We start from the raw sequence: 25,853 nt of genomic DNA, 5'->3' as shown, positions 1-25,853 counted from the left end.
CGGCTCAGCTGCTGTGGTCCTCGAACCGCCGGGCCAGCCGCGCCATGACCTCGTAGTCGTCGTCGACCCCGTGGGCCAGGCGCTGCAGCTCGGCGCCGGTCAGCAGGCCGAGTTCGTACGGGTCGGCACCGGCGCGACGGAGCCCCGCGGTCGAGTCCTGCAGCCAGGCGGCGGTCACGGAGGCGTCCATGGTCTCGCCGAGCGCGTCCTGGGCCTTCTTGGCGGCCTTGCCGATCTTGCGCACGGGTTTGGCGGGGCGGAAGCCGGAGGCCTTGAGGACCTTGGTGACGTAGCGGACCCGCTTGGTGGCCTTGCGGACGGTGTGCAGGTGCTCGAGGCGCTGCTCGGCATCCAGCTGCTCGTCGCGGTCGGCCGCCAGGGCGCGGTCGGTCTCCTTGGCTGCGTTGCGCAGTGCGCGGCGCACCAGCCGATCGCTCATCTGCCGCGGGCTCAGCTCCTCGGCCTTCTTCCGGCCCTTGTCCGTGAAGGGCGGGTTCTGTGCTGCGCAGCGGGCGAGCTCCAGAGTGGCAGCCCGCTCCGGCTGCGCGCCGCCGCGCGCCTTGGCGGCCGAGGCCTCGGCGTCCTTGAGAGCCGTCTGCGCCAGCGCCTGCACCGTCTTCTCGCCCACGCGCCCCTGGAGAGCCTCGGCACGTGCCGGAAGCTGTTCGGCCATGACCTCGGCATCGCGGGCCGCGGACAGGGACCGGCCCAGCTGCTGGAGACGATCGCCGAGCTCGTCGGCGGCTTCGCGGTCCAGGAACGGTCGCGCGGACTTGAGCAGCCCGCGCAGGGACCGCGCGGCGACCCTCAGCTGATGCAGGGCGTCCGGCAGGTCCAGCCGCGCCTTCAGGTCCCACAGCTCCAGGGCCGCGGCCTGCTGAGCCAGCACCGCCTGCAGGACGTCGACGCCCGAGGGCTCACCGCCCGTCGCCACGGCCTTGCGGTTCTTCGCCTTGCCCTTCTTGCTCGGGGCCTTCTTGGCAGGCCTCGCCGATTCCTTGGCGCCGGTCTCGGACTCCGCGGTCTGGCCGTCGTCGTCGATCTCGATCAGCTCGTCCTGCCCGACGATCCCGCTGAGCAGCTGCGCCACTGCGGCAGGCAGGCGCTCCGGTGCGCTGCGCAGCCGCGGGACCTCCACGGCCCAGTGGTCGTCGCCCTCGGGGACGCTCAGCAGCCAGCCGCGCTCGGGGTCCGCGCTGCGGCTCAGGGTGATGCCGCGGCGGCGCAGTGCGCGGTCGTCGGTGTCGTGGAAGACGGCACCGGCCATCTCCTCTCCGGATGCCGGCGACGGCAGCGGAAGGCGCTGGATCTGCGCGCTCGCCCGCCCCGACAGGCGGACCGTGCGCGGTTCGGAGGTCTCTGCGGCGGGCATGTCGGTCCTCTCGGACGGGAGCCGGTGACGAATCGCTCCCTCATCGGTGAGTGGTTCCGATCCTATCGGCGCGGAGGCCCGGATTCCTGGGGAAGGCGACGCCCGCCCGGTCGCAGGAGGCGACCGGGCGGGCGGTGGAGGCGTCGGGCGGACCCGCGTCAGAGGCGGTTGCCGCGGTCCACCAGGATCGACGTGTTCTGGGCCGTGCGGACCATGGCCACGTAGAACTCGAGCATCAGGCGGAACAGCACGATGTAGATGAACAGGACGATCAGACCGAAGATCAGCGTCGCCATGCCGGCCAGCATGCTGTCCGTGGCGAAAGCGGCGACCGTCATGATGAACCAGCCCAGCGTCAGCAGCACGATGCCCGCGATGTAGAGGATCGAGGCGAACTTGATGGTGATGTAGTTCTTGAAGGAGAAGTCGAACAGGGCGGCGAAGAACCCCTTCTCCTGCCCCGGCTGACGGCCGGGACGACCCTGGGGCTGGCCGCCGGGCTGGGTGTAGCCGCCCTGGGGTGCGGAGTACGAGGGCTGCTGGTGCTGACCCGGCTGCTGAATCGGCTGGTTCGCCCCGCCGTACGTCGGCCCGCCGTAGCTGGGCTGCTGGCCCTGCGGGTTCGGCTGGCCGCCCTGCGGGTTGTGCTGCGGACCGTGGGGGTTCTGCGAGGAGAAGGACATGGGGAGCTCCTGGGGTGGTGGTGCGAGGACGGGATGTTGTGGCGTTCCCCTCGCCATCGTAGGCGGGCAGGCCTCACGCCGCGGAGTCGACCCGGACCGTGCTGGTCACCGCGGTGAGCGACGGCTGCCGAGGGGTGGAGCTGAATCCGAAGCGCGGCGGGGGCAGCATCTCGCGCATGCCGCCCAGGTTCTGCCCCTCCCAGATCGCGGTGCTGCCCCTCAGCCGGTGGAGATCGTCGGCGGCGTACCACTCGGTGCGGCCCGGGGCGGCCTGACCCAGAGTGCGGACCCCCGGCATCGTGGCCCGGGCGATCGGATCGCTGAGCTGCGCGAAGGCGAGGCTGCGGCTGATCGGTCGGGGGATCAGGCGCAGCAGATGTCCCAGCGGCGCCCGCGCCCCGATCCGGAAGCGCCACTCCAGAGGTCCTGCCTGGACCGCCCACTGCCCCGTCCGGCCCAGGCCCGTGCGGGACACCGAGACGGGGACGAGGCGCACCTCGTCGAAGGTGTAGGTCGCGGAGACGAAATCGGCCACCCAGCGATCGGGTGCCAGCAGGATTCGATAACCGTTACGGTCCTCGACCATGACGTCGGCGAACGGCCCGTGCGGCGTGCGGGTCCAGCACCCCAGGACCAGGCGAGTCCCCTCGGCGGTGCCAGCTCCTGCGATGTGCCCGGTGAAGCGGTGCAGCTGTGGGGAGGACATGGGAGGCACCGTACTCGCGATACAGGAGCGGGACGTCTGGATAGTGTGGAGTCTCGCGATGCCGCTCACGGACAGGAGGCCCCACCTGTGCACCAGGACCTCTCGCCGGCCATGGCGGCCGTCCGCTCTCCCGACGGCCGCCTCACTCTCGGGCTGATGACCCCGCCGCCGCAGCCCCAGGGCTCCATGGCCGATCCCGCCCAGGCTCGGGAGCTGGCGCAGCTCGCCGAGGCGCAGGGGATCGCCGCACTGTGGACGCGCGACGTCCCCTTGGTGATCCCGCAGGGACAGGACCGGCTGGCGTCGTCGCTGGACGACCCCTTCCAGTGGCTGTCGATGCTCGCCGGCGCCACGTCGACGATCGCGCTGGGAACGGCCGCCGCCGTGCTGCCGCTGCGCCACCCGCTGCACCTGGCCAAGACCGCGCTGTCCCTGGACCGGATCAGCGGCGGCAGGCTCCTGCTGGGCGTGGCCACGGGAGATCGCCCGGAGGAGTTCGGGATCTTCGGCACCTCCCTGGACGATCGCCGCGACGCGTTCCGCGATCGCTGGGCCCTTCTGCGCTCCGCGCTGAGCCCCGACGAGCAGGAGCGCGAGCACCTTCTGCAGGCCACCGACGGGTACGAGCTCATGGTCCCGCCCGCTCACCGCATCCCGCAGGTCATCGTGGGCTCGGCCAAGCAGACCCTGCAGTGGAACGCCGCCCACGCCGATGCCTGGGCCACCTACTACCGCCCGTTCGAGGAGCAGAGGGGCCGTTTCGGGCTGTGGCGCCAGGCCGTGGAGCAGCGCGGTCAGGGCAACGACCCCGCGCTGATCCAGTCCATGAGCCTGGACCTGCTCGAGGATCCCGACGCCCCCGCGCAGGAGATGAGCCTGGGCCTGCGCACCGGGTCTAAGGCCCTGGTGGAGACCCTGCGCCGGTACCGGGGGATCGGGCTGGAGCACTGCATCCTGGCCAAGGCGAGCGATGACCGCCCCACCGCCGAGGTCATCGAGCAGCTCGGCCAGGAGGTCGTCCCGCACCTGTGAGCTGCTCCCGTGTGGGCCACTGGTCCGCGACGACGAGTGGACCTGCCGCCGCAGGTCCCGTGGAGCACAGGAGGGTCAGCGCATGACGAAGCAGGATCGGGATCTGGACATCCGCATGGGGCACCACGAGCTGGTGATCCGGCAGCGCTACGAGGTGCTGTCGATCGCCAACGACTTCGTGCTGGGACTGGTCTTCCTGGTGGGCAGCATCCTGTTCTTCGGGGACGACACCGTCTACCTCGGCACCTGGCTGTTCGTACTCGGCTCGGTGCAGATGATGCTGCGCCCCACGATCCGCTTCGTGCGCCGCACGCATCTGCAGCGCATCCGCCCCGTCCAACCGCACGAGACCTCCATGGACTTCTGAGCTCGGGCGGGAGATGGGTCGGCTGCTGCCCTGGTCGCCCTGACGGTGCCGCCGTACCGTGGAGTGCATGGCACTTCCACCGCTGAGCAGGCTGTACGCGCCCCGGACCCTGGCCTTCGCGGCCGGCTCAGGGCTGGGCGATGGAGTACTTCGACGTCGACAGCGACGACGCTGATCCTCACCCTGCCGACGCCTCTGGGACGGACGCGCGGACAATGGCGGGTCCGCAGTCGGCGGACGATGACGCGCAGCCGTCGCAGAGCGACGTCGGCAAGCACCGCGACGACCGCTCGGTCGACGCCCCGCCGCGCGCCTGAGCGCGCTGGCCGACGACCGCAGAGTCGACGACCGCGGATCAGCGCCTCACTCGAAGAGCCGCTGGCCCACCATGGTGTCGCCCTCGCGCAGTCCCGGGGGCACGGCGAACAGCGCCGAGCCCACGTGCTGCAGGTACTCCGTGAGGGCGTCCTTCAGGGTCATCCGCTCCAGGACCGGATAGAAGCCGGTGCGCGGATCGCGGGTGAAGGCGAGGAAGAACAGTCCCGCGTCCAGGCGGCCCAGGGAGTCGTTGCCGTCCGTGTAGTTGTAGCCGCGGCGCAGCATCCGGCGGCCGTCGTTGTTCTCGGGCGCCACGATCGCCACGTCCGAGTCCGCGGGGATCGCCTGGCCGTCCTCGCCCTGGGCGCTGAGGTCCAGAGGCTCGAACTCGGCCTCCGTCACCGACAGCGGCGCCCCATAGCGCTTGTCCCGGCCGATGATCTGCTCCTGCTCCGAGAGCTGGACCCGATCCCAGATCTCCAGGGTCATGCGGATCTTGCGCGCCATGAGGTAGCTGCCGCCGGTCATCCACGCGGCTGCGTCGTCGTCGCCGTCCTGGACCCACACGTGCTCGTCCAGGGTATCCTCGCCGTCCTCGGCCTTGAGGTTCGCGGTGCCGTCCTTGAAGCCGAACAGGTTGCGCGGCGTCTCCTGCTCGGTCGAGGTGGACGACGTGCGCCCGTAGCCGATCTGGCCCCACTTCAGCACGGCAGTGCCGAAGCCGATGCGCGTGAGATTGCGGATCGCGTGGACGCAGACCTGCGGGTCGTTGGAGCAGGCCTGGATCATCAGGTCCCCGCCGTCCTCGTCCTCGCAGAACGAGGCCCCGAAGCCGAAGGTGATGGTGAGCCCGGCGGGCGGGTAGCCCCAGGCCTCGCCCGTGTCCTTGGGCGGGCGGTTCGGATTGGCATCCGGCTCCCCGCCCACGAGCTCGCCGGCGCACATCTGCTCGGCGGCCACGGTCCACTCGCCGAGCAGCTCCTTCACGTCCTCGACGTCGTCGGTGTCCAGGTCGAAGGCGGCGAAGTACATGTTGTCCTGCGCCAGCGTGAGGATCCCGGCCTGGCGATCGCCGCGGAATGGATAGGTCAGCTCGGTGTGCCCGCTGCGGGTCCGGGCCGGTCGGCTGCTGGTCGCTCATCAGTGCAGGACCGTCCCGGCGACCTCGGACAGCCCGTTGACGGCATCCGAGAAGTCGCGCTGGGTCTCGGTGTAGTCCTCCCCGGTGGGAGCCTCCCCGGTCGCATCCTCCTGCACGGCGGCGATGTCCGCGTACGACGGGTAGATCGGGTTGCCGTCGGCGTCCTCGCCCGTGGCCTGGGCATCGATCAGCACGTTGACGTCGCCGAAACCGCCCTCGATCTCATCAGCCAGGTCCGGGTCCTGAGCGCGGACCAGGTCCTGGACGTTGCCGTAGGCGACCAGGATGCCGATGATGAGCGAGGTTTCGAAGCCCTCGCGCAGCGCGATCAGCAGGTTGGCGGTGAGGATGGGGATCCTTCGGGGGATCGATGCGTCATCGGGAACTCGGGCGATGCTCTTCACAGCGGGCGGCGGCGCAGCCCCACCATGGCCGCGCCGATCATCCCGGCACCGATGTCCAGCACGGTGTCCAGGGGCGGGTTGTGGATCTCGGGGGTGACCAGCACGGATCCCGCGGCCTCCATGAGCTCCCAGATCACCGCCAGGCCCAGGCCCACCGCGGCGCAGACCCGGACCCTGCTCGCCGTCGCCCCTCCCTCCCTGCCTCGCGGCCGGTCGGTCGGGTCGCCATGACCGCGCAAGCTGCGCCACAGCGCCGTCAGCACACCCGTGGCCAGCAGATGGATCACGAGGTCCCACAGGAGGATGCGCTCGTAGAGCAGCTCGGCGGCGCTCACCCCGGCGACGAGCAGGATCAGGCTGCCCGTGGCCCTGGCTCCTGCGGTGCGGAAGGCCAGTAAGCACAGGACCTGCCCCAGCCCCACGAGCAGCAGCACCGCGACGTCCACCCAGCGTGCCTGGAGCGCGTAGACCGCGGCGACGGCGATGCCCGTGAAGCACAGCGGGGAGGCCGTGAGGCGGGCGAGGGCGCTCACAGGGGCGACCTGCGTCTCGCCCATCGGCGTCGATGCCGCTCCCAAGGCGGCTCCTGCTCCCAGCGCCGCAGCAGCAGCCGACGGGCCATGCGCTGCTGGGCCAGCAGTCGACGGGGGGAGACGGCCGCCCGCCACGACACCGGCATGACGCTCCCGCGGTCCAGCGCGATGGCCTCGTGGGGCTGCAGCTCGAAGCTCAGCTCGAAGTCGTCATGGATGCCCGGGCGCGGAGCGAGTCGTGGGCTGACCCGGTTCCACCATGAGGTGCGCATGGCCATGTTGGAGCCCCACAGCGGCGGGTGGGCCAAGGCCAGTCCGGAGGCGAGGCGGTAGAGCCCCAGGTAGAGGCCGCACAGCGATCGGCCCAGCGCGCGCGGCCCAGGGGCGAAGCGACCGCCCCCGGTGATGGCGACCAGCTTGTCGTCCTCCGCCGCCAGCTGCCGCTCGATGCGTGCCAGCCACGACGACGGCGGGATGCTGTCGGCATCGCAGCGGGCGATGATCTCGTGGGAGGCCGCGTCGTAGCCGGCGTGGGCGGCGAATGAGACCCCTGGACGCGGCTCCTGCAGGAGGCGCAGTGGCAGGTCCTGGTCCCGTTCGGCGGCGGCGATGACGGCGAGGAGGTCGTCGCTCGACCCGTTGTCGACGACCACGATCTCGTCGGCGGGGCGGTCCTGGCGGGCCAGGGCCGCCAGGCAGCTGCGCAGGGCGGGGGCGTCGTCGCGCACAGGCAGGACCACGCTGATGCCGGGTCTCGGAGCGGCGGGGCCGGTCACGGTGGGGGTTCCTCCTGGTGGCATCGCGAAGGACGGGCTGCGATGCGGGCATCCAGCGTATCCGCGGGGCAGGGGCCCGCAACGGCGCAGGAGGCGGGTCTCGATGTGAGACCCGCCTCCTGCGGAGGGGCGTTCAGCGCTGCCGTCGGCTCAGAAGATGCCCCTGTTGGCCCTGCCGCCGTCGGTGACGGTGTGCTGGCGCGAGTCCACGTTCTGGTCATTGCCCGTGGAGGTGTCGCCCGGCAGACGACCGGTCTGGGTCACCGTGATGTAGTTCTTCAGGCGGCCCTCCTTGGTCAGGCCGTCGCCGAAGTTCAGGTTGGCGATCAGCTGCTTCTCGTCCTTCTCGACCGGGTTGGACAGGGTGACCTCGAACGAGCGCGTTGAGGTCTCCGGGTCGAAGCCCAGATCGCGGGTGTACGCGCCGTTGAAGTAGCCCGGGGTGATCAGGCGATCGACGCCCTCGGGGCCCTCAGCGGTCTTGACGTCCACACGGAAGGTCACCAGCGGGGAACTCGCCGTAGTAGCGGTCGCTGCCGACGTTCTCGGCGTAGATCGCCGTCAGGCCGGCGTAGCCCGGGGCCTTCATGGCGGAGCTGGAGTAGCTGACGGTCAGGTCCTGCTTGGGCTTGGCCGGGGTCTCGGCGGCGTTCGCGGCGGCGGTGCCGATCTGTCACTAACCGGAGGGCGGAGGCGCAGGGGGTGCGTCGTCGTGACGCTCAGCGGGCCGAGCTGGCTGCGATCAGGGTCAGGACACCAGCCCGTAGATGATGCCGCTGACGGCCACCAGGCCGGCGATCGTGACGAACACGTTGGAGAGACGGCCGCGGTACGGCTCCAGCGCGGGCATCTTCCGGATCGCGTACATGGGCATGAGGTAGAGGATCATCGCGATGACCGGGCCTGCGATCGACTCGATCATGGACAGGATCGAGGGGTTGATGATCGCGGCGGCCCAGGTGGTCAGGAAGATGAACGCGGCGATGCCGATGTGCAGGGCGCGATCGCTGATCCGGGAGCCGTCGGAGTCGACCATCGAGCGGACGATGCCCGCCGCGCCCTCCGCCGCGCCCAGGTAGTGCCCGAAGAAGGAGGAGGCGATCGCCGCCAGCGCCACGACCGGGCCCAGGTAGGCGATGAACGGGCTGCCGTGCACGTTGGCCAGGTGCGACAGCACCGGGAGGTTGGCGTCCTTGGCGTCCTGGAGCCCGTCGATCCCCAGGGACAGTACGCAGGACCACACGAAGCCCATGGTGAAGATGACCAGCAGGGCGGCGGTGCGGCGCAGCACGACGGAGGCGCGCTCGCTGGCGCGGGGGCCGTACTGGCGCTGCATGGCCAGGGAGAACTGCGAGATCGCCGGGGAGTGGTTGAACGCGAAGACCAGCACGGGGATCACGAGCCAGATCGACATCAGCAGATCGCCGGCGCTCGGGGCGGCGGTGAGGCCGTCGAGCTTCCAGCTGGGGATGAGGTAGAGGGTGACGAAGAGCAGGATCGCGATCAGCGGGTAGACCAGCCACTGGGTCACGATCAGCATGATCCGCTGGCTCGAGACCATCACGAGCATCATCAGCGCGATCAGCACGCCGGAGAGCAGCCAGCGCGGCAGCGAGCCCATGCCCAGCTGGTTGACCATCAGCGAGTCCACCGTGTTAGTGATGCCGATGCCGTAGATCAGCACGATCGGGAAGATCGCCAGGAAGTACAGGACGGTGATGACGCGCCCGACGCCCTCGCCGAAGGCCTTGCGCGCCACGACCGTGATGTCCGCACCCGGATCCGGGGAGGCGCACACGAAGCGCGAGAGCGCCCGGTGCGACAGGTAGGTCATGGGGCCGATGAGGATCGTGACGATCAGCAGGGGCCAGATGCCGCCGAGGCCTGCGTTGATGGGCAGGAACAGGACGCCGGCGCCGACGGCGGTGCCGAACAGCGAGATGGTCCAGCTCAGCTCGAAGCGGGGGCTCGATTCCTGCGTCTGGGGGCTCTGGGGGTCCTCGGGTTTCGCGGTGCGGGTGTCCGCGCTGTCGGCCGCGGTGGATCCGTGGGGCACCGTGGTCTCCGTCCTGTGGGGTGCGGGCGCTGTGGCGCGCGACTTCAGTGATACGGCTCACGGTATATCAGGCACGACCGTGATTGTTCAACAATTCAGGCGTCATGCGGTGCCTTCGGGTCACTCCGCGGCGGCGATGATCCCCTGGCGTACGCGGAACGGCCGGCACATGCCGTTCTTGGTCGGCCCGACCACCTGCACGAGCTCGGCGGGCAGGAACTCGGAGCGGTCCTTGTAGCCGAGGAGGTACTCGTCGAAGGCCGGCAGCTCGAACTCCGTCTGCAGGGCCGAAGCGAGCTGCTCGTCGCTGATCTGCTCGGCCTCCGGGGGCGCGTACAGGGTCTCGGTCCGGCCCTCGATCGTCACCTTCTCGGCGTGGTCCCCCGCCAGCTCGACGGCTCGTTTGGCGTCGCGCACCGTCAGCCCCGACCACCAGGAGAGGTCCTGGACCGTCGCGGGCCCGTGCGAGGCGAGATAGCGGACGGCCAGCTCGCACAGGGCGTCGTCGCCGTCGAGCTCCCGCTGAGGCGTGGGCAGGTGCTCGACGAGCAGGAAGGTGTCGTCGCTGCCCTCCCGCGGGCCCTGGGCGATGTCGCCCCGGCCGCCGAAGCTGCGCAGCAGGTGCTGACCGGGTCCCTTCTCGGGGGTGATTCCGATGGTGCGGAAGAGGTCGTAGGCCTGCGGGCGGGTCAAGGGGCCGTCGGCCAGGCGCTCGCGGAAGGCGGCGTGGGCGCGGTCGTAGTCCTGCGGGGTGAGGCCCAGGCCAGGGCGCCGCTTGGCCGCGGCGGCCTCCACGCGCGGTGAGCACAGCCGCGTCAGCCAGCTGACATCCGGCGCGGCGACCAGGTGCACCGTGCCGCGCTGCGTCCAGGCGCGCACGATGCGGTGCTCGCGGATCTCCTGCAGGACGTCTGAGCCGGAACGGATCTGCAGAGCGGTGACGCCTGCGGCGTAGATCTGATCCTGCGTGGCGAGCATGTGCGCGGCGGCATCCGCGCGCGGGGTCACGAGGGCCTGGGCGATCAGCCGGTGGGCCAGGACATCGCGGAAGCTGCGCAGGTGCATGGGACCAAGATACTGGCGCGTGCATCGGCTGCGTCCTGCCCGCTGCCCCCAGCTGCCCGCCACCTCCCGCCTGCTCCCAGCCCCAGTCACCGGCCCTTCGCCGCGAGGCCGCACTAGCGCAGCTGATCGGGGCTGATTGCCTGCGCAGGTGCGGCCTCACAGCAGGGGCGATGGTGACGCCGCACCAGCGCAGCCCAAGGGCGGTGATGGGGCTCAGGTATGCGGCCTCAGCGGCAGGGGGCGGTTGTCGTCGTCGATAGCCTGGGTGACATGGTCGCTTCCCCATCCTTCGAGCACACCTACGCCGCAGCCCTGCCCGATCTCTCCCGGGAGTGGTCGGCGGCTCCGGTGCGGGACCCGCGCGCTGTCGTCGTGAACGACGAGCTGGCCCGGGAGCTCGGACTGGACCCGGACTGGCTGCGCTCGCCGGAGGGTCTCGCGCTGCTCAGTGGCGACACCGCCGAGACCATGTACGCGCAGGCCTACTCGGGGCATCAGTTCGGGCAGTTCAATCCGGTGCTCGGCGATGGCCGCGCGCTGCTGCTCGGCGAGCTCGTGGACTCCGACGGCCGCCGTCGCGACCTGCATCTGAAGGGCTCCGGGCGCACCCCGTTCTCCCGCGGCGGCGACGGCAAGGCTCCCCTGGGACCCATGCTGCGCGAGCACCTGATGGGCGAGGCCATGCACGCCCTCGGCATCCCCACCACGCGCGGGCTGGCCGTCGTGAGCACCGGCGAGCGGATCCAGCGCAACGGGCCCGACCCGGAGCCCGGAGCGATCCTCACCCGCGTGGCCGCCAGCCACCTGCGGGTGGGGACCTTCGAGTTCGCGGCCACGCAGCGCTCGGTCGAGACCCGGCGGGAGCTGGCGGACTATGCGATCCAGCGGCACTGGCCCGAGGCGGCGTCGTCGGAGAATCCGCCGCTCGAGCTGCTGCGCAGCGTGGTGCACGCGCAGGCGCGGCTGATCGCGCAGTGGATGCTCGTGGGGTTCGTGCACGGGGTCATGAACACGGACAACATGACGATCTCCGGGGAGACCATCGACTACGGGCCCTGCGCATTCGTGGACGAGTTCTCCCTGGGGGCAGTGTTCAGCTCGATCGATCGCGGGGCGCGCTACGCCTACGGGCGCCAGGCGGAGATCGGGCTGTGGAACCTGTCGCGGTTCGCGGAGTCGCTCGTGGACCTTGTGGCGCCGGATGATCCCGACGCCGGCGTGGAGGCCGTGACCGAGGTGCTCCACGAGTACGCGCCGGCCTTCCGGGAGGCGCTCTCGCGGGGGATGGGGCGCAAGATCGGGCTCGACGTCGACGGGCTGCCGGATGAGGAGCGCGATGCCGCGCTCTCGGCGCTGGACGCGTTCGTGGAGCGGACCTTCGGGCTGCTGCAGGAGAACCGGCAGGATTTCACGGCGTTCTTCCGCGCGCTCGCCTTCGGGGCCGCGGAGTCGCTGTTCGACGACGCCGCGGCCTTCCGGGCCTGGGACTCCGAGCGCCGCGACCTGCTGACCCGGTTCGGCGATCCGTCGGCGGAGCAGCAGCGCGACCTCATGGCCTCGGTGAACCCGGTCTACATCCCGCGCAACCACCACCTGCAGCACGCTTTGGATCGCGCGGAGGCGGGGGATCTCACTGCGTACGAGCGGCTGCTGGCCGCGGTGCGCTCTCCGTTCCAGGAGCACGTGGACTTCGCGGGCCTGGAGTCCTCGGGCACGGCCCCTGGCGCCCGCCCGTTCACCACCTACTGCGGCACCTGACCCTCCCCCTCTCCCGCCGAGTGGATACCCAGTTGCGTTATTCGGCTCGATAGCGCAACTGGGGATCCACTCGGCGGGGACACTGGGCGCATGGGGTGGACTGAGATCGCAGCCGTCGTCGCGGCGACGCCGATGCTGCTGGGGCTGGGCCTCGTCGTGGGGTTCAGCCCCACGCTCTACGGGGCCACCTTGAGGGCGCTCACGCGCACGAACCGGCCCGAGCCGCCGATCGCCGCCATGGCCGCGGGGCTCGCGGTCGGCTCCACGGTCATGCTGCTCGCCTTCCGCACCGTGGATCCGAGCACCTGGATCGACGACGCCCGCAGCGATGTCGAGGCCGTGCTCATCCGCCGCGCCGTGGACCTCGTGGCCGCCGCCGTGTTCCTGGTGGCCGGGGCAGTGGTGCTGCGATGGGCCCGACGGCCGCGTGCCTCCAAGCCCGCGCCGAGCACGGTTCCGCATGAGGACCGGCTGCGCATGGCCGGGGTCGGGTTCGTGAACACGTTCCTGGGCTTCAGCGGCTTCGCGACGATGTATGTCGTGGGACGCATGCTCACGGGGCTCAGCCATGACATCGCGTGGCAGGCCGTGGCGTACCTGCCGTTCCTGCTGACGCTCGTGGGCCCGTATCTGCTCGCGGCCTGGGCGTGGCCGCGCGTCCCGACGGCCGCACGGAGGGTCACCGCGGTCTACGACTGGGTGACGCACCGCGATCTGCGCCCGCTGCTGGGGTGGGGGCTGGTGCTGGCGGGCCTCGCCTTCGCCGTCGTCGCCCTCTTCCCCCTCCTCCTGCCGAGTGGACACTGAGTTGCGCTGTTCGCTGCTATAGCGCAACTGGGTACCCACTCGGCGGGGTGGGGTGGGAAGGTCTCAGGGAAGCGGGGCGGCCTTGGGGATGAAGCGCTCCAGGTGGCGGCGCAGCTGCGGATCGCAGACGTAGACGATCGTTCCTCGCATGCCGCGGGTCAGCAGCACGGCATAGGCGTTGGTCACGTAGTGCAGGAGATCGTCGTCGGTCGTCGTCTGGCCGCGCAGCCTGTTGTCGATCTTGCCGTTGCGGTCCGCGTAGTGCGCCCGATCGACCCACAGCCGCTGCTCGTCGGGATCGAAGCGCAGCTCCGGGCCGATGATCACCCCGGCGTAGTTGAGGTCGTAGCCCTGCAGGGTGTGGATCGAGCCGACCTCCGACGGGGCCTTGGGGGAGTTGACCCAGTCCGTGGTCACGGAGTTCCAGCGGAACGCTGTGCCGTCCAGTTCGAAGTCGTGATCTGCCCGGATCTTGCCGCGAGGATTCGAGCGCCACGGCCAGGCGAATCCCGCAGTCATCCGGCACAGCCCGTATTCGGGCTCCAGCGCTTCGATGCGATTCTTGAGGGCCCCGGCGTCGTCGAACATGGTGAACTCGTACTCGCCGAAGCTGAGCCGACGCTCAGGGGACCGCCCGGCCATCAGATCCCGCACGTAGGCGATGTAGTCGTTGCCGCCTGCGGCCCGCATCTGGGTGTGCAGGGGGTGGACCCGGCCGCGCTCGCGCGCCTGCCCGACGACGGCCTCCAGCTCGGCGCGGGGGATGTCCGCAGGCCGGACGCTCTGGTGCAGGTCCAGCATCAGCACCACGTGCCTGGACTTGGCGCGGACCCAGTCGAGCTGGTTCTTGTCCTCATCGAGATGCCCGAAGAGCTTCGTGGTGATATCCCGGAATCGCTTCAGCTGCGTGCCGTGGGCCTGCATGGCGTACTGGTTCAACCGGTGCGCCTCGTCCACGATCACGAGATCGAAGTCCTCCTCGCTCTCGCCGACCTCGAAGGCCGTCAGGACCTTCACCTCGGACATCGACGGAAGCCGGGAGAACACGCTCTGAATGGCGTGACGCAGCGATTCCTGCGGGACGACGAACGCCATCCTCCGATCAGCCATGAGATCCCGGGTGCTCTCGTCGAAATGCTCGGAGAACATCTCCTCAGGGTCGGCCTCATCGCCGTCCTGATATGCGGCGATATCCGACAGGAGCTTGAGCAGATAAACCGCGACGATGGTCTTCCCGGTCCCGGGATCGCCCTGGATGATGCTGATGCCGCCGTCGTCGGACTCGAAGTCCTGCAGCAGGGATTCCACGATCTCCCCGACGGCGACCGCCTGATCCGCGGTGAGCGTCTTGAACGGCGAGAACTTGTAGAGCTCGCTGTTCTCGATCTGCGGGATCGTCCGCTGGAACATGCCGCCGGCGCGCAGCTCCTCGAAGATCTCGCGGAAGGCCTCTCGGTAGCGCTCGCGCTGGTAATAGCCGGCGTCGACGATCCCGATATTGCGATTGACGACGTGGAAGCTGCCGTCGCCCTGGAAGAGGCGGATCAGCGTGGACTCGAGATCCAGGCACACGGACTTGTTGAACATCTCGCTGAGCACCAGTCGCAGGGTGCGCATGCCCTGCTTGGCCTCGGAGGCCTGGTGCTGGCGCATCCTGGAGACGCCGTGCAGGGATTCGCCGACGTAGACCCGGCGGGCGTCGTCCAGCAGATAGACGATCGGCCAGTCCCGGAACATCTCCATCTCCAGGCCGCCGCGATCGATGGCCTGGGCGGTGAACGGCATCCGCTCGATCGTGAACGGAACGACGGAGCCCTCAGAGCCGGTCATGCTTGGTGCTCCTGCCGCGGGCCTTCTCGACCGGGTACTTCTGCTCGGTCACGGCCAGCTTCTGCCGCATGATCTCGTGCGGATCGACCCCCAGGCGATCGGCTAGCAGATACGCGTACGTCAGGACGTCGGCGAGCTCGGCCTCCACCTCGGCCTGGTCCGCCTGGCCGGACCACTGGAAGCACTCGAGCAGCTCGGCGGCCTCGATGCTGATGGACTTGGCCAGGTTCTCGGGGGAGTGGAACTGCGCCCAGTCGCGCTCGCGGACGAATTCCCGCAGCTGCGGCATCACGTCATCGGCAGGCATGCGGTCAACGTAGCAAACCCCCGCCGAGCGGATCCCCAGTTGCGCTGTCCGCCCGAACAGCGCAACTGGGGATCCACTCGGCGGGGTGAGGAGGGGATGGCGACGGAGGAGCGATGACGGTCGCACGCCATCGGCCAAGATGGAGGGCATGACACCACCGGGCGGCTGGACGCAGGCATTCATCGACCACCTGGGGATCGAGCTGTGGCGCATCCCCGTGGTCGTGGCCTCGGCGATCGGAATCTACCTGATCTTCCTGCTGCTGGTCCGCGTGTTCGGCGTGCGGGTGCTCTCGGGCTGGACGGGGTTCGACGCCGTCGTGCTGATCATGCTCGGATCGGTGGCGGGACGCGTGATCATCGGCCACCCGCCCACGCTGGCGGCAGGGGCGATCGGGCTGCTCACTCTCCTGCTGCTGGAGGCGGCCTTCGGCGCGGTTCAGCAGGCCGCCGGCGTACCCGGGTTGCGCACGCGGCCCCGGGTGATCATGGCCCACGGCCGGTTCGTGGACTCCGCCCTGCGGCGCACCCACCTCACCCCGCGCGAGGTGTACGGCGTGCTGCGCCATCGCGGGATCTCGCACCAGGACCAGGTCCAGTGCGTGATCCTGGAGTCCACCGGCGGCCTCAGCGTGATCCGCACGGGCGACCCGATCGGGCCGGGGATGCTCGACGGCGTGATCGGGTCGGAGCTGGTGCTCTCCGAGACGCCTCCCGGACCAGGAGCCCCCTGATCCGCGCCCCACCTCGCCGAGCGGATCCCCAGTTGCGCTGTTCGCCCCGATAGCGCAACTGAGCATCCACTCGGCGGGAGGGGAAGGGGTCAGAGCAGGGCTGCCAGCGCGAAGCTCCACAGGCACATGAACCCCAGCATGCCCAAGCTGTAGCCGATGGAGCCGCGCAGGATCTCGGCCTCGCGCCCGGAGAGCCCCACGGCGCCGGCGGCGATGGCGATCGACTGCGGCGAGACGACCTTTGCCGTGGTGCCGCTTGCGGTGTTGGCGCCGACCAGGGTTGCTGGAGCCGCTCCGATGCCCTCCGCCGTGGCGAACTGCAGCGGCCCGAACAGGGTGTTGTTGTTGGTCACCGAGCCGGTGAGGAACACGCCGATCCAGCCGATGATCGGGGCAATCAGCGGGAAGATCGGGCCGACGGCGGCCAGCGCCTGCCCCATGGCCGTGGAGCCGCCGGAGTAGTTGGCCAGGTTGGCCAGCACCAGGATGACGGCGATCAGCGCGATCGCCGGGCCGAGCGAGGTCAGCGTGGTGCGCAGCTCCTCGAAAAGCGCCTTGGCGTCGACCTGCGGGGTGCTCAGGAAGCTCAGGATCACGGCGATCAGGATCGCGGTGCCGGTGGCGCCCAGGATCGAGAACGACCAGGTGGCCTCCACGACCGCACCGGAGGCGGCGATGACCTGGCCGGTGAGCCCCGGCATGGGCACCTGGAAGGTGGTGGCGCTGAGCGCGCCGGTCGAGAACAGCGCCTTCACCGCCGGGACGGACCAGATCAGCATGAGGATCGAGAGGATGTAGAAGGGGCTCCAGGCGACCAGGACGTCGCGGGCCGTCGTCCGGGTGCCGTCGGGCTCCGGGGCGCCCTCCGGACGGGAGATCCGCGACGGCTTCCAGATCCGCGACAGCCCCATGAGGGCCACCATGCCGACCAGTCCGGCCGCCAGGTCGGCGAGCTCGGGACCCACGAACCACAGCAGCCCGCCCTGAACCAGATTGAAGGCCAGCGACACCACGAGCGCTGCGGGCCAGGTCTCGCGCAGGCTGCGCAGCCCGCCGAGCATGAGGACCATGAGGAAGGGGACCAGGAAGGTCAGGGGCTGCAGCAGCAGCACCAGGGCTCGGGACAGCTCGTGGACCTCCAGCCCGGTGACCTGCGCACCCACGAGCACGGGGAGGCCGATGGCCCCGTAGGCGCCGGCGGCCACGTTGCCCACCAGGGACAGGACGGCGGCGCGCACCGGCTTGAAGCCCAGCTGCACGAGCAGCGCTGCGCAGATCGCGATCGGCACGCCGAAGCCGGCCACGCCCTCGAGAAAGCAGCCGAAGGCGAAGGAGATCAGCAGGACCTGGACGCGCTGGTCATCGGAGACGCCGGCGATCGAGGAGCGGATGACGTCGAACCGTCCTGAGCGCACGGTGATCCGGTAGAGCCACACGGCCATGACCACGATGTACGCGATCGGCCACAGGGCCGTGAGCAGCCCCAGCAGTCCCGCGCCGCCAGCGGCGGAGACGGGCATTCCGAACACGGCCACGGAGACGATGACCTGCAGGACGAGCGCGATGATCCCGGATGTCAGCCCGGAGAGCTTCAGCGCCATCATGCACAGCAGGAAGACGAGGATGGGCAGGGCGGCCACGATCGCAGACAGGGCGAGGCTGCCCAGTGGGTCGATGTTCTGGGTCCACATGGGAGAGGTCTTCCGGGTTGGAGGGAGGGCGCGATCGAGTGCGGGGGCGGTGGGCGTCGAACCCCCACCCCCACCCCGCCGAGTGGATACTCAGTTGCGCTGTTCGCTCGGATAGCGCAACTGGGTATCCACTCGGCGACGGGGGTGCGGCTCAGCCGGCACTGAGGCCGTCGACGACCTCGCGCAGCGTCTCGGCGGAGTCCCGCAGCTTGGTCAGCTCGTCGTCGGAGAACGGGGTCTCGCGGATGGGGAAGGCGCCGTCCTCGCCGACGATGCACGGCACCGACAAGGCGACGCCGTCGATCCCCTGGAAGTCGGAGAGCACCGGGGCCACGTTGAGCACGGCGTTCTGCGCCCCGAGCACGGCCTCGACGATGCGCGCGCTCGACAGCCCGATCGCGTAGTTGGTGGCGCCCTTGCCCTGGATGACCTTGTAGGCCGCGCCCCGGACCTCGTCGGTCAGGGCGTCGAGGGATTCGCGGGTGAAGACTTTCTGCCCGTCGCGGGTCCACTCCAGGATCGGCACGGTGCCGATCGAGGCAGTGGACCACAGGGCGAACTCGGAGTCGCCGTGCTCGCCGACGATGTGCGCGTGCACGCTCGTGCGCGACACATCGGCCCGGTCCGCCAGCAGCCACCGCAGTCGGGAGGTGTCCAGCGTGGTGCCGGAGGAGAAGACCTGGTTGGCCGGCAGACCGGAGAACTCCTGGGCGACCATGGCCATGGGATCGCACGGGTTGGTGACGATGACGTAGACGGCCTCCGGGGCCACCGACAGCAGCTGCTCCATCAGGGTGCGGGTGATCCGGGCGTTGGTGTCGGCGAGCTCGCGGCGGGACTGCCCCGGCTTCTGCTTGGCGCCGGCGGTGATGACGACGATGTCCGAGTCGCGAGCGACCTCGATATCGCTGCTGCCGACGATGTCGGTTCCGCCGGTGAACTGGCTGCCGTGGGCGAGGTCGAGCACCTCGGCCTCGGTCTTCTCGGCGGCGATGTCGTAGAGGGCGATGTGGCGGGCGGATCCGCGGATCATGGCGGCGTAGGCCACGCTCGATCCGACGGCTCCGGCTCCGACGACGGTGAGTTTCGAGTTCCTGTTCATGCCTTCACGCTACGAGGAGGGCATGTCGTTTCGTGTGGGGTTGTCGTGGTTTTCTGTCAGCTGTGCGGAGGGATTATGTCCCGTTCACGTCTCATTCAAGCATGAACCCACACTGCGCCCCGCTCCCGCTCGGCCGAGTGGATACCCCGTTGCGCTATCAGCCTGAACAGCGCAATTGGGTATCTACTCGGCGAGGAGGGGGCGGGGTGGGCGGGGCTGGGGTCAGCGGAGGTCGCGGGGGAGCTCCTCCAGCAGGCGCAGCCACAGCTCCGAGACCGTGGGATAGGCCGGGACGGCATGGCGCAGCAGGGACACCGGAACCCGGCCCACGATCGCGATCGTGGCAGCGTGCAGCAGCTCGGCGGCCTCCGGGCCCACGAAAGTCGCACCCACCACGACTCCCGCGCCGCGGTCGACCACGAGCTGGGCGGTGCCGTCGACGTCGTCGCGCAGCAGCGCCGATCCGGCCGCGGATCCGTATGGCACCTGCGCGACCACGACATCGAGACCGCTCTCGCGGGCCTGCGCCTCGGTGCATCCCACGGCGGCGACCTGCGGGTCGGTGAAGACCACCTGCGGCACGGGGACGTCCTGGGGCTCGGGCGTCTCGGCGGGCGCCATCCCGGCCTCAGCGGCCAGGCGGGAGCCGAGCACACGGGCGTCGTGCTTGCCGGTGTGGGTGAGCATGGCGGCGCCGGAGGCATCGCCCACGCTGTGGAGCCACGACGGCAGGCGCCCTTCGAGCACGTCCTCGGCGCTCAGGCCCACGGCCTCGAGCCCCACGGCTTCCAGCGCCGGTCGGCGCCCGGTGGCCACGAGCAGCTCGTCGACCTCGAGCTCGTGGTCGCCCAGCGACAGCGAGACCGGGCCGCCGTGGATCCTGCCCAGGCCGGTGTCGCGGACGTCGGGACGGGAAGCCGCAGACACCGAGGCCCCGAAGCGGATCTCGACCCCCGCCCGGCGCAGCCCGTCCGCCACGTGCTCGCCGGCGAACGGCTCCATGCCGCCCAGCAGCGTCTCCCCGCGGACCAGCATGGTGACTTGCGAGCCGAGCCCCGCCATCCAGGCGGCGGCCTCGCAGGCGACCACACCGCCGCCCACGATCGCCAGGCGCTGCGGGATCTCGCGGACGCCGGTCGCATCGCGCGAGGTCCAAGCACCGAGCCCGTCGTAGATCGACGGGATCGACGCGGTGCTGCCGGTGGCGATCACCACGGCGCGCTCGGCGTGCAGGGTCTGCTCGCTGCCGTCGCCGGCCCGCACGCGCACCCTACGCTCGCCGCTCAGCTCGCCGTGACCGCGCACGACGGCCGCCCCGACGCCTTCGGCCCAGGAGGCCTGGCCGGCGTCGTCGTAGTGGGAGACGAAGCTGTCGCGGCGAGCCAGCATCGCGTCCGCGTCCGTGTGCGCGCCGGTCACCCCGGGCAGGTGCTGCGCGGCGGCCACGACTTCCAGCGGGCGCAGCAGCGCCTTCGAGGGCATGCAGGCGTAGTAGGAGCACTCGCCGCCCATCAGCTCGTGCTCCACGATCGCCGCGGACAGCCCGCCCTCGATCGCGTACTGGGCCACGTTCTCGCCCACGGATCCGCCGCCGACCACGACGACGTCGACACTTCGCTGCATCTCAGACATGCCTCCCACGCTACGCCCGCCACACCCCGCCGAGTGAATGCTCAGTTGCGCTATCGGGGCGAACAGCGCAACTGGGTGTCCACTCGGCGGAGGTGTCAGGCGGTGGTGAGCTGCTGCTCCCCGTGGAAGCTCAGGTGCACCCAATGGTGGTCGTCTACGGGGCCGTCGTCCTTCATCCTGCGGCCGACGACGCCAGCGTCCATCAGTGACTCCAGGCGCGGGCCGAGCTCTTCGGATGGGATCGAGAGGTCCACCGAGAGGGCGTCGACGCGCATCATCTGGGTACGGGACAGCAGATCGCACAGAACGTCGTCGGGGGTCCCTCGGGGATCCGCACGGAGTGAGGATGCAGGCCCAGGGGACTGGGCGATGTGCTGAGATCGCGCGGCAAGCCATCGGCGGCCGGTGATCAGAAGTCCGAAGGCAACCGCGAAGGCCAGCGCGCCCCGGCTCCACGCCGGCCACTCCTGCGGGTCGAAGACCACCCCCAAGACGAAAATGGCGACAGCGGCTGTCAGCCAGATCGCGGCGATCCCCCAGCCCAGCCGGCCATTCATGCCGAAGCGCTGGTGCGCCACCGCGCCGTCGCGGCGATGACGGAGGAACTGGCCCAGGCCTCCTGCGATCAGGGCGACGGTGGATGCTGCCACCATGAGCCATGGGGAACCCGCCCAGTTCGCCAGGAGATACCAGAACCCCGCCAGGGTGAAGACCAGGAAGTCGAACCGCCCCGGCATGAGCCGCTGTCCGAGCCGTTGCGCGGGAGACGGGTTGGGCTGAGCGGTGGTCATTCTGCTCCTCTCTGGATGGCTGCCAGGTGCGCCTCCAGCACTGTCTGGCCGCGGCCCATGGAACTCGCCCAGAGACGGTCGGGGCCGTCGACGATCTTCCTCCGGAGCGTGACCAGCCCCTGACCAGCCAGGTCCTCGACAACGGCCTCTGCGCGGTCACGGTCCAGCTCCAGGTCGGCGGCCAGCTGCGTCACTCGCATCTTCCGTGTGGGGTGAAGGATCACCATGGCCCGCAGGACAACCGGGTCACGAAGTGCCGGATGCAGTTCGGGTCGTCTGGCCAGGGAGGCCCACCGCCGACCGGCACTGGGCATCGAGGTGGCCAGCATCCGCTGGGTGAGCAGCTCGAGAATTCCGACGACAGTCACGGTGAGGAGTGCCAGCGCGAAGGATGTGCCCAGCGGGCGGCCTTCCGGCACGCTCCAGATGGCCCAGATGATCCAGATCAGCGCGAGGGACTTCGACACAAGGAGCGAGACGGAGGCCGGGCCATACGCGGGGTAGCGGTGTTCGGCCCCCACCAGAGCAGGGCGCATGCGTCCGAAGATGATCAGGATGCTGATGCAGACCAAGATCAGCCATCCCCAGGCAACGGAGCTGAGTATGGCGGTGAGTGCGACCAGGAGCAGAGCGGCCTCGGGCAAGCCGGCCCACCAGCGAGGATGCAACCGCCGTCGCGCCTGCTCCAGGGCGACGTCGACGTCAGCCCACGAGCTCTCGCGCGGTGCTGTCAACGCATCTCCCGCGGCGGATGGCATGTGCTCACGCATGGGCGTCCTGCCTCATGGCCGCCAGATGGCCGGCCAGCGCGGATTCGCCCACAGGGGTGCTCCGATACCACCGGTTCTCCTCTCGGCGACTCTCGAGGAATCGCCGATACCCCTTGATCAGATCGAAGTCCTCGAGCTCCCGGAGCCGTTCGAGGGCCTCGTCCGCGCTGATCCCGAGGTCATCATGCAGGGCCCAGCCCCGGGCCTCCTGGGAGGCGCCCAGGGCCGCCATGTGCTGCACGGCGCGCAGCGCATTCGTCACCCGGTCTGCCGTCGGAGTCGCAGGAAGTGTCTCCATAGCCCCACCGTGCCCAGATGAGTACTGCACTTTCGAGTCCCGCGATGTGATCGTGATCAAACCGAAACACTCCTGCATCCACCCCCACCACCGAGTGGATACCCAGTTGCGCTATCCGCCCGAATAGCGCAATTGAGTATCCACTCGGCGTGGGAGGGGAGGATGGGGGAATGGAGATTCCGGACGGGTATGAGCTGCACTTGGCCGCGCCGTCGGCGGAGGACTTCGCGATGCTGCGTCGGGAGGCGGGGCTCTCGCCGGTCACTCCCGAGCAGGCGGCGATCGCGGTCGCAGGCGGCTGGGCCGCCGCCCATGTCACGCACCAAGGAGCGGCCGTGGGCATGGGCCGTCTGATCGGCGACGGCGGCTGGATGTTCCAGGTGACGGACATGGCCGTGCATCCGCAGCATCAGCGTCAGGGCCTGGGTGATGCGATCCTGACCCGGCTGCTCCAGGAGATCGCCGATCGCGCACCAGCCGGCGCATACGTCTCCCTCATGGCCGATCCTCCGGGCCGGAGGCTGTACGCGCGTCACGGGTTCCAGGACCGGCACGACGTCTCCACCGGAATGTTCCGCCGGATGCCCTGAGGGCCACGCGGGGTCGAGCCCTCAGGCAGGATCTCAGCCCTCCAGCAGCTCCCGCAGCCGCTCGAGATCCGCGCGCACCATGGCGACGTCCCGCGCGTGGTCGTCCGCCGAGGCGCCGGCAGCGGGCTCCACCAGGAACACGAGCTCGGTTCCGCCGGCGCAGGACGAAGCCCGGAACCGGTTCAGCGTGGTCGATCCGTCCGGCAGAGTGACCTCGTGATCGAGCACGCCGGGGTCGTCTCCGCCGGTGAAACGCACCAGGGCGCGGCCCATGGGGGACTCGGTGACCCACACCCCGGGCTGCTCGCTCGGTGTAACCTCTGCTCCGGCCAGGCCGGCGGCCCATTCGGGCAGCCGGCGCGGGTCTGCGGCCACGGCGGCGACCGCTGCGAGCGGTCGATCGACGACGACGCAGACCCGCGCCGGCTCAGCGGGCAGGGCTCAGCCCTCGCCCTGCATCTTGCGCACCTCGACGGCGCCCTGGCAGGCGGCGGAGGCCTGCGCCCCCAGGTTCAGCGCCTCGTCCAGGTCGGCCGCCTCGAGGATCCAGAAGCCGCCCAGCTGGATCTCCGCACCGGAGGCCGTCTCCTGCGCCACGAGGGCTTCGCCGCTGGTGGCATCCACCAGGCGGGCGTCGGAGGCGGGCTGCTCGAGGGCTCCCACGAAGACAATGCGCTGCTCTGCGGCCATCTTCTCGTTGAAGGCCATGACGTCCGTGTGCAGCTGCTCGATGGAGACGCCCTCGGGCATCTGGAAGTCATCGGAGTGGTTCACGGAGATGAAGAACTGGGGCACGGCGGGTCCTCTCGACAGGGATGCGGAGCACCGCTGCGGTGATCCGGGGCCACGTTACGGCGAGCAGCTCAGCCCGACGAGACCTCCCGCACGACGTCGTACCGTGTGCTCACCATCCCGCCGTCCAGCACCCTGCTGCCGCGCAGCCGCAGCGGGAGATCGTGCTCGAGCGCCCCGAACAGGGCGATGCCGCCGCCGATCAGCCGGGGCAGCGTGGTCACCACGAGCTCATCCACCAGGTCGGCGCGCAGAGCCGCCTGGATCGTGGCGCCGCCGTCCCAGTAGACGCCGCGGGCGCCGCTGGACTCCAGCAGTGCGACGGCGGCGGACAGGTCCGGTGCGACGAGCGCGCCGTGGGGCTGCGGGCCGGTCAGGGTGGAGCTGAGCACGATGACCTGGACGGGGTCGTAGGGCCAGAAGCCGATCTCCAGGACCTTCTGGAACGTGGCACGGCCCATCACCAGGTGGTCCACGCGCGCCAGCAGGGCCTCGAAGTCCGGGACGGCCTCGGCGCCCGAGCCGGAGGGCGCTGCCTGCCCGGCAGGAACCGGCGCCTCCAGCCAGTCAATGTCCCCGTCGGTCCGCGCGATGAAGCCGTCCAGGCTCACCCCGCAGAAGACGGTGCCGCTCCAGCCGCGGCCGGGTCCGGGAGCCGGTGCGTGCGTGTCCATGTCAGCAGGATGCGCCGAGGGTCCGACAGCACAAGCCCGCTTCTCACCCCGCCACGACCAGCCGCAGCGCGACCAGCAGCATGACCACGCCCACCCCGATGTCCACGGCGCGCCAGGTCCCGGGGCGGTTCAGCGGCTTGGCCAGCGCCCGCGCCCCCAGCCCGAGCGCGGGGAACCACAGCACCGACCCGGTGATCGCGCCCAGCGTGTAGGTCCAGCGCTGGTCCCCGTGCTGATTGGCCAGGTTGCCGAGCATCACCATGGTGTCCAGGTAGACGTGCGGGTTGAGGAAGGTCAGCGCCAGGGTGGTCAGGGCGACCCTGCGCAGCGACCCGCCGGGGCCGACCGCGTCGTCGGCTGTGAGGGAATGGGAAGACAGGGCCGAGCGGAACGACCCGATCGCGAACCAGACCAGGTATGCCACCCCGCCCCAGCGCAGCGCGGTGAGCAGCCACGGAGCCCGCTCCACGACCGAGCCGATGCCCAGCGTGCCCACCGTGATCAGCAAGGCGTCGGCCGCCGTGCAGATCGCCACGACCACCAGCACGTGCTCCCGGCGGATGCCCTGCCGCAGCACGAATGCGTTCTGGGCGCCGATGGCCACGATCAGGGCCAGGCCGGTGAGCATGCCGGTGAAGTAGATGTCCATGGCCAGGAAACCTACGGTGCAGCTACCCTTCAGGCCAGCGAAAGATCCTGAACACAGATAAGAGATTCAAAAGTGGACATCGAGCAGCTGCGCACCCTGGTGGCGGCCGTGGACGAGGGCGCCTTCGATCGCGCCGCCGCGCGCCTGAGCATCTCCCCGCCGGCGGTCAGCCAGCGGATCAAGGCCCTGGAGTCTCAGACGGGCCGCGTGCTGCTGCGCCGCAGCGCGCCCGTGCGCCCCACCGAGCCCGGGGAGGCCGTGCTGCGGATGGCCCGGCAGGTGTTGTCCCTGCACGACGCCGCCCGGGTCGAGCTCGGCATGGATCAGGCCGAGTCCACGCCGCTGGACGTAGCGGTCAACGCGGACTCGCTGGCCACCTGGTTCCGCCCTGTCCTGGCGGAGTTGGCCGCACCCGGCACCGGGATCAGCGTGCGCCTGCGCGCCGAGGATCAGGACCACTCCCGCCGGCTCCTGCTGGCCGGTGAGGTGGCGGCGGCGATCACCACGTCCTCGGCTCCGGTCACCGGCTGCCGCACGATCCCCCTGGGCGCCATGGTCTACGAACCCCGCGCGGCGGCCTCGCTGCTGGAGCACGCGGGACCGCAGCCTGACCTCGCCCGTCTCCCCGTGGTGGTCTACGACGACAAGGACGACCTCCAGTCCGCCGCGCTGCACCGGGCCGGCATCACGGGCCGCCCGCCCGAGCACCGGGTGCCCTCGGCGGAGGCCTTCGTGCGAACGATCGCCGACGGCATCGGATGGGGCATGGTGCCGCGGCTCCAGCTGCCGGGGGCGCCCTTTGCCGCCGCCGACACCCCGCTGCTGCCCGTTCCCGGCCTCCACCCGGAGGCGGTGAGCCTGCACCTGCAGCGCTGGTCCACGGCGCTTCCGGCCCTGGCTCAGCTGGAGGACGCCGTGCGCCGCGGCGCGCGGGCGCTGCTGTAGTCCCTTTCGGGTCGATCGGGCCCCGGTGGGA

Annotated in this window: 29 protein-coding genes; 7 read left to right on the top strand and 22 right to left on the bottom strand. The window is 70.3% G+C overall.

The window, feature by feature from the left end; genetic code table 11:
- Positions 1 to 4 precede the first annotated feature (4 nt).
- The 3 genes from JOE55_RS06960 to JOE55_RS06950 all read right to left on the bottom strand — a co-directional run bounded on the left by JOE55_RS06960 (position 5) and on the right by JOE55_RS06950 (position 2,761).
- Positions 5 to 1,372, bottom strand: coding sequence for a CHAD domain-containing protein (locus JOE55_RS06960; protein WP_204782437.1), 1,368 nt, complete (start codon positions 1,370 to 1,372; stop codon positions 5 to 7).
- A gap of 158 nt (positions 1,373 to 1,530) precedes the next feature.
- Positions 1,531 to 2,055, bottom strand: a complete 525-nt coding sequence (locus JOE55_RS06955) for a DUF4282 domain-containing protein (RefSeq protein WP_204782436.1) — start codon at positions 2,053 to 2,055, stop codon at positions 1,531 to 1,533.
- 73 nt (positions 2,056 to 2,128) lie between these two features.
- Positions 2,129 to 2,761: a hypothetical protein gene (locus tag JOE55_RS06950; RefSeq protein ID WP_204782435.1), complete on the bottom strand. Its 633-nt coding sequence runs from the start codon at positions 2,759 to 2,761 to the stop codon at positions 2,129 to 2,131.
- A gap of 87 nt (positions 2,762 to 2,848) precedes the next feature.
- On the opposite strand from JOE55_RS06950, the gene JOE55_RS06945 reads away from it, so the two are divergent.
- Positions 2,849 to 3,793, top strand: a complete 945-nt coding sequence (locus JOE55_RS06945; RefSeq protein WP_204782434.1) for a TIGR03571 family LLM class oxidoreductase — start codon at positions 2,849 to 2,851, stop codon at positions 3,791 to 3,793.
- Between the two features lie 82 nt (positions 3,794 to 3,875).
- A complete protein-coding gene (locus JOE55_RS06940; RefSeq protein WP_204782433.1) occupies positions 3,876 to 4,160 on the top strand; it encodes a YrhK family protein in 285 nt (94 codons plus the stop codon).
- A 363-nt stretch (positions 4,161 to 4,523) separates the two neighbouring features.
- On the opposite strand, the gene JOE55_RS06935 is transcribed toward JOE55_RS06940, so the two are convergent.
- From JOE55_RS06935 to JOE55_RS06905, 7 genes are all read right to left on the bottom strand, one after another.
- The gene (locus JOE55_RS06935) at positions 4,524 to 5,534 is read right to left on the bottom strand and encodes a Dyp-type peroxidase (protein WP_338125490.1); all 1,011 of its coding nucleotides are present in this window, start codon (positions 5,532 to 5,534) and stop codon (positions 4,524 to 4,526) included.
- 84 nt (positions 5,535 to 5,618) lie between these two features.
- Positions 5,619 to 6,023 (bottom strand): hypothetical protein, encoded by a 405-nt coding sequence (locus tag JOE55_RS06930; RefSeq protein ID WP_204782432.1) that lies wholly within the window; start codon positions 6,021 to 6,023, stop codon positions 5,619 to 5,621.
- Positions 6,020 to 6,556 (bottom strand): hypothetical protein, encoded by a 537-nt coding sequence (locus JOE55_RS06925; RefSeq protein ID WP_338125450.1) that lies wholly within the window; start codon positions 6,554 to 6,556, stop codon positions 6,020 to 6,022. The genes JOE55_RS06930 and JOE55_RS06925 overlap by 4 nt, the downstream gene beginning before the upstream one ends.
- Positions 6,553 to 7,332: a glycosyltransferase gene (locus JOE55_RS06920; protein ID WP_338125449.1), complete on the bottom strand. Its 780-nt coding sequence runs from the start codon at positions 7,330 to 7,332 to the stop codon at positions 6,553 to 6,555. The genes JOE55_RS06925 and JOE55_RS06920 overlap by 4 nt, the downstream gene beginning before the upstream one ends.
- Before the next feature lie 150 nt (positions 7,333 to 7,482).
- Positions 7,483 to 7,836: a hypothetical protein gene (locus JOE55_RS06915; RefSeq protein ID WP_204782430.1), complete on the bottom strand. Its 354-nt coding sequence runs from the start codon at positions 7,834 to 7,836 to the stop codon at positions 7,483 to 7,485.
- 244 nt (positions 7,837 to 8,080) lie between these two features.
- Entirely contained in the window at positions 8,081 to 9,388 is a 1,308-nt protein-coding gene (locus tag JOE55_RS06910) for an aromatic amino acid transport family protein (RefSeq protein WP_204782429.1), read from the bottom strand.
- A 120-nt stretch (positions 9,389 to 9,508) separates the two neighbouring features.
- On the bottom strand, positions 9,509 to 10,453 hold the full coding sequence (locus JOE55_RS06905; protein ID WP_204782428.1) for a winged helix DNA-binding domain-containing protein: 945 nt from the start codon (positions 10,451 to 10,453) through the stop codon (positions 9,509 to 9,511).
- Positions 10,454 to 10,723: 270 nt separating this feature from the next.
- Between JOE55_RS06905 and JOE55_RS06900 the strand changes: the two genes are divergently transcribed.
- Positions 10,724 to 12,211: a protein adenylyltransferase SelO gene (locus tag JOE55_RS06900; protein ID WP_204782427.1), complete on the top strand. Its 1,488-nt coding sequence runs from the start codon at positions 10,724 to 10,726 to the stop codon at positions 12,209 to 12,211.
- Between the two features lie 90 nt (positions 12,212 to 12,301).
- Positions 12,302 to 13,018, top strand: coding sequence for a hypothetical protein (locus JOE55_RS06895; RefSeq protein WP_204782426.1), 717 nt, complete (start codon positions 12,302 to 12,304; stop codon positions 13,016 to 13,018).
- A gap of 63 nt (positions 13,019 to 13,081) precedes the next feature.
- On the opposite strand, the gene JOE55_RS06890 is transcribed toward JOE55_RS06895, so the two are convergent.
- Complete coding sequence (locus tag JOE55_RS06890; protein ID WP_204782425.1) at positions 13,082 to 14,848, bottom strand: DUF2075 domain-containing protein; 1,767 nt, start codon at positions 14,846 to 14,848, stop codon at positions 13,082 to 13,084.
- Positions 14,835 to 15,155, bottom strand: coding sequence for a nucleotide pyrophosphohydrolase (locus JOE55_RS06885; RefSeq protein ID WP_204782424.1), 321 nt, complete (start codon positions 15,153 to 15,155; stop codon positions 14,835 to 14,837). Before JOE55_RS06885 ends, JOE55_RS06890 begins: the two co-directional genes overlap by 14 nt.
- A gap of 148 nt (positions 15,156 to 15,303) precedes the next feature.
- On the opposite strand from JOE55_RS06885, the gene JOE55_RS06880 reads away from it, so the two are divergent.
- On the top strand, positions 15,304 to 15,888 hold the full coding sequence (locus JOE55_RS06880; RefSeq protein WP_053448347.1) for a DUF421 domain-containing protein: 585 nt from the start codon (positions 15,304 to 15,306) through the stop codon (positions 15,886 to 15,888).
- An 89-nt stretch (positions 15,889 to 15,977) separates the two neighbouring features.
- Here the strand turns inward: JOE55_RS06880 and JOE55_RS06875 are convergent, their stop codons facing one another.
- The 6 genes from JOE55_RS06875 to JOE55_RS06850 form a co-directional block, all read right to left on the bottom strand.
- Entirely contained in the window at positions 15,978 to 17,579 is a 1,602-nt protein-coding gene (locus tag JOE55_RS06875; RefSeq protein WP_058871916.1) for an L-lactate permease, read from the bottom strand.
- 151 nt (positions 17,580 to 17,730) lie between these two features.
- Positions 17,731 to 18,681 carry an L-lactate dehydrogenase gene (locus JOE55_RS06870; RefSeq protein WP_024289564.1) on the bottom strand — a complete coding sequence of 317 codons (951 nt, stop codon included), beginning with the start codon at positions 18,679 to 18,681 and terminating at the stop codon, positions 17,731 to 17,733.
- A gap of 222 nt (positions 18,682 to 18,903) precedes the next feature.
- Positions 18,904 to 20,304, bottom strand: a complete 1,401-nt coding sequence (locus JOE55_RS06865) for a dihydrolipoyl dehydrogenase family protein (protein WP_204783229.1) — start codon at positions 20,302 to 20,304, stop codon at positions 18,904 to 18,906.
- 104 nt (positions 20,305 to 20,408) lie between these two features.
- Positions 20,409 to 21,104 (bottom strand): hypothetical protein, encoded by a 696-nt coding sequence (locus JOE55_RS06860; protein ID WP_204782423.1) that lies wholly within the window; start codon positions 21,102 to 21,104, stop codon positions 20,409 to 20,411.
- Positions 21,101 to 21,874: a hypothetical protein gene (locus JOE55_RS06855; protein ID WP_204782422.1), complete on the bottom strand. Its 774-nt coding sequence runs from the start codon at positions 21,872 to 21,874 to the stop codon at positions 21,101 to 21,103. The genes JOE55_RS06860 and JOE55_RS06855 overlap by 4 nt, the downstream gene beginning before the upstream one ends.
- Positions 21,867 to 22,136 carry a hypothetical protein gene (locus JOE55_RS06850; RefSeq protein ID WP_204782421.1) on the bottom strand — a complete coding sequence of 90 codons (270 nt, stop codon included), beginning with the start codon at positions 22,134 to 22,136 and terminating at the stop codon, positions 21,867 to 21,869. The genes JOE55_RS06855 and JOE55_RS06850 overlap by 8 nt, the downstream gene beginning before the upstream one ends.
- Before the next feature lie 206 nt (positions 22,137 to 22,342).
- Here JOE55_RS06850 and JOE55_RS06845 point away from each other — a divergent pair, with 206 nt between their 5' ends.
- On the top strand, positions 22,343 to 22,762 hold the full coding sequence (locus JOE55_RS06845; protein WP_204782420.1) for a GNAT family N-acetyltransferase: 420 nt from the start codon (positions 22,343 to 22,345) through the stop codon (positions 22,760 to 22,762).
- 33 nt (positions 22,763 to 22,795) lie between these two features.
- Here the strand turns inward: JOE55_RS06845 and JOE55_RS06840 are convergent, their stop codons facing one another.
- From JOE55_RS06840 to JOE55_RS06825, 4 genes are all read right to left on the bottom strand, one after another.
- Entirely contained in the window at positions 22,796 to 23,137 is a 342-nt protein-coding gene (locus JOE55_RS06840) for a hypothetical protein (protein WP_006214005.1), read from the bottom strand.
- A 66-nt stretch (positions 23,138 to 23,203) separates the two neighbouring features.
- Complete coding sequence (locus JOE55_RS06835) at positions 23,204 to 23,557, bottom strand: YciI family protein (RefSeq protein WP_006214006.1); 354 nt, start codon at positions 23,555 to 23,557, stop codon at positions 23,204 to 23,206.
- Positions 23,558 to 23,625: 68 nt separating this feature from the next.
- Complete coding sequence (locus JOE55_RS06830) at positions 23,626 to 24,228, bottom strand: dihydrofolate reductase family protein (RefSeq protein WP_204782419.1); 603 nt, start codon at positions 24,226 to 24,228, stop codon at positions 23,626 to 23,628.
- A gap of 43 nt (positions 24,229 to 24,271) precedes the next feature.
- Positions 24,272 to 24,877 carry a LysE/ArgO family amino acid transporter gene (locus JOE55_RS06825; protein WP_204782418.1) on the bottom strand — a complete coding sequence of 202 codons (606 nt, stop codon included), beginning with the start codon at positions 24,875 to 24,877 and terminating at the stop codon, positions 24,272 to 24,274.
- A gap of 72 nt (positions 24,878 to 24,949) precedes the next feature.
- Here JOE55_RS06825 and JOE55_RS06820 point away from each other — a divergent pair, with 72 nt between their 5' ends.
- Entirely contained in the window at positions 24,950 to 25,822 is an 873-nt protein-coding gene (locus JOE55_RS06820; protein WP_204782417.1) for an ArgP/LysG family DNA-binding transcriptional regulator, read from the top strand.
- Positions 25,823 to 25,853: the final 31 nt, after the last annotated feature.

The sequence above is a fragment of the Kocuria palustris genome (assembly GCF_016907795.1).
In the GTDB taxonomy this organism is placed as follows: Bacteria; Actinomycetota; Actinomycetes; order Actinomycetales; family Micrococcaceae; genus Kocuria; species Kocuria palustris.
Note: the sequence above shows the minus strand (reverse complement) of the source record. Positions and strands in the feature narration are given on the sequence as shown.

Excerpts from the sequence above, each read along its gene's own strand:
- JOE55_RS06960 (WP_204782437.1), bottom strand. The coding sequence starts at position 1,372 with ATGCCCGCCGCAGAGACCTCCGAACCGCGCACGGTCCGCCTGTCGGGG.
- JOE55_RS06955 (WP_204782436.1), bottom strand. The coding sequence starts at position 2,055 with ATGTCCTTCTCCTCGCAGAACCCCCACGGTCCGCAGCACAACCCGCAG.
- JOE55_RS06950 (WP_204782435.1), bottom strand. The coding sequence starts at position 2,761 with ATGTCCTCCCCACAGCTGCACCGCTTCACCGGGCACATCGCAGGAGCT.
- JOE55_RS06940 (WP_204782433.1), top strand. The coding sequence starts at position 3,876 with ATGACGAAGCAGGATCGGGATCTGGACATCCGCATGGGGCACCACGAG.
- JOE55_RS06905 (WP_204782428.1), bottom strand. The coding sequence starts at position 10,453 with ATGCACCTGCGCAGCTTCCGCGATGTCCTGGCCCACCGGCTGATCGCC.
- JOE55_RS06900 (WP_204782427.1), top strand. The coding sequence starts at position 10,724 with ATGGTCGCTTCCCCATCCTTCGAGCACACCTACGCCGCAGCCCTGCCC.
- JOE55_RS06895 (WP_204782426.1), top strand. The coding sequence starts at position 12,302 with ATGGGGTGGACTGAGATCGCAGCCGTCGTCGCGGCGACGCCGATGCTG.
- JOE55_RS06890 (WP_204782425.1), bottom strand. The coding sequence starts at position 14,848 with ATGACCGGCTCTGAGGGCTCCGTCGTTCCGTTCACGATCGAGCGGATG.
- JOE55_RS06885 (WP_204782424.1), bottom strand. The coding sequence starts at position 15,155 with ATGCCTGCCGATGACGTGATGCCGCAGCTGCGGGAATTCGTCCGCGAG.
- JOE55_RS06880 (WP_053448347.1), top strand. The coding sequence starts at position 15,304 with ATGACACCACCGGGCGGCTGGACGCAGGCATTCATCGACCACCTGGGG.
- JOE55_RS06875 (WP_058871916.1), bottom strand. The coding sequence starts at position 17,579 with ATGTGGACCCAGAACATCGACCCACTGGGCAGCCTCGCCCTGTCTGCG.
- JOE55_RS06870 (WP_024289564.1), bottom strand. The coding sequence starts at position 18,681 with ATGAACAGGAACTCGAAACTCACCGTCGTCGGAGCCGGAGCCGTCGGA.
- JOE55_RS06865 (WP_204783229.1), bottom strand. The coding sequence starts at position 20,304 with ATGCAGCGAAGTGTCGACGTCGTCGTGGTCGGCGGCGGATCCGTGGGC.
- JOE55_RS06860 (WP_204782423.1), bottom strand. The coding sequence starts at position 21,104 with ATGACCACCGCTCAGCCCAACCCGTCTCCCGCGCAACGGCTCGGACAG.
- JOE55_RS06855 (WP_204782422.1), bottom strand. The coding sequence starts at position 21,874 with ATGCGTGAGCACATGCCATCCGCCGCGGGAGATGCGTTGACAGCACCG.
- JOE55_RS06845 (WP_204782420.1), top strand. The coding sequence starts at position 22,343 with ATGGAGATTCCGGACGGGTATGAGCTGCACTTGGCCGCGCCGTCGGCG.
- JOE55_RS06830 (WP_204782419.1), bottom strand. The coding sequence starts at position 24,228 with ATGGACACGCACGCACCGGCTCCCGGACCCGGCCGCGGCTGGAGCGGC.
- JOE55_RS06825 (WP_204782418.1), bottom strand. The coding sequence starts at position 24,877 with ATGGACATCTACTTCACCGGCATGCTCACCGGCCTGGCCCTGATCGTG.